This is a genomic window from Streptomyces sp. rh34 (assembly GCF_002551245.1).
Taxonomy (GTDB): domain Bacteria; phylum Actinomycetota; class Actinomycetes; order Streptomycetales; family Streptomycetaceae; genus Streptomyces.
The window spans coordinates 1-576 of the sequence record NZ_NTGZ01000592.1 but is presented as its reverse complement, the minus strand read 5'-3'; the positions used below and the strand labels follow the sequence as shown (position 1 = coordinate 576).

Genomic DNA, 576 nt, shown 5'->3' with positions numbered 1-576 from the left:
GCCCCGAGGAGCAGGCCGAGCACCAGCGTGGCGGCCCCCACCGCGACGGCGGCCAGCGCGGTGCGGGCGGCGCCGTGGCCGAGTCGGGCGAGGACGTCGCGGCCGAGGTTGTCGGTGCCGAAGGGGTGCGCGGCGGAGGGGCCGGCGAGGCGGGCGGCCGTGTCGACGTGGAGGGGGTCGCGCAGGAGGCCCGCGACGGTGACGGCGATCAGAAGGCCGCCGAGGACGAGGGCGGCGACGGCGAGCGCGCGGCGGCCGGGCAGCCGGGGCGTGACGAGGGCGGGCAGCGCGCGGTCGGTGAGCGCGGGGCCGAGCTGCACGCGGACGGCGAGGCGGGCCAGGAGCCCGGCGGCGACGCCGAGGAGGAGCAGCACGAGGACGGCCGCCTGGAGGACGGGCAGATCCTGGGCGAGGGCGGCGGCCAGGGCCGTACCGCCGAGGCCGGGGATCGCGTACAGCGTCTCGACGGCGACCGCCCCGCCGGTCAGCCCGACCGTGACCAGGCCGAGTTGGGGCAGCAGGCCCGGCAGCGCGCGGCGCAGGGCGTGCCGGGCGACGACGCGGCCGGGCAGGCCG

1 protein-coding gene is annotated in these 576 nt (G+C 81.1%); it reads right to left on the bottom strand.

Features of this window, described 5'->3' with window-relative positions; translation table 11 throughout:
- Window positions 1-576: ABC transporter permease subunit (locus CR470_RS38375; protein WP_143664005.1), on the bottom strand; the 576-nt coding region annotated here is incomplete at both ends.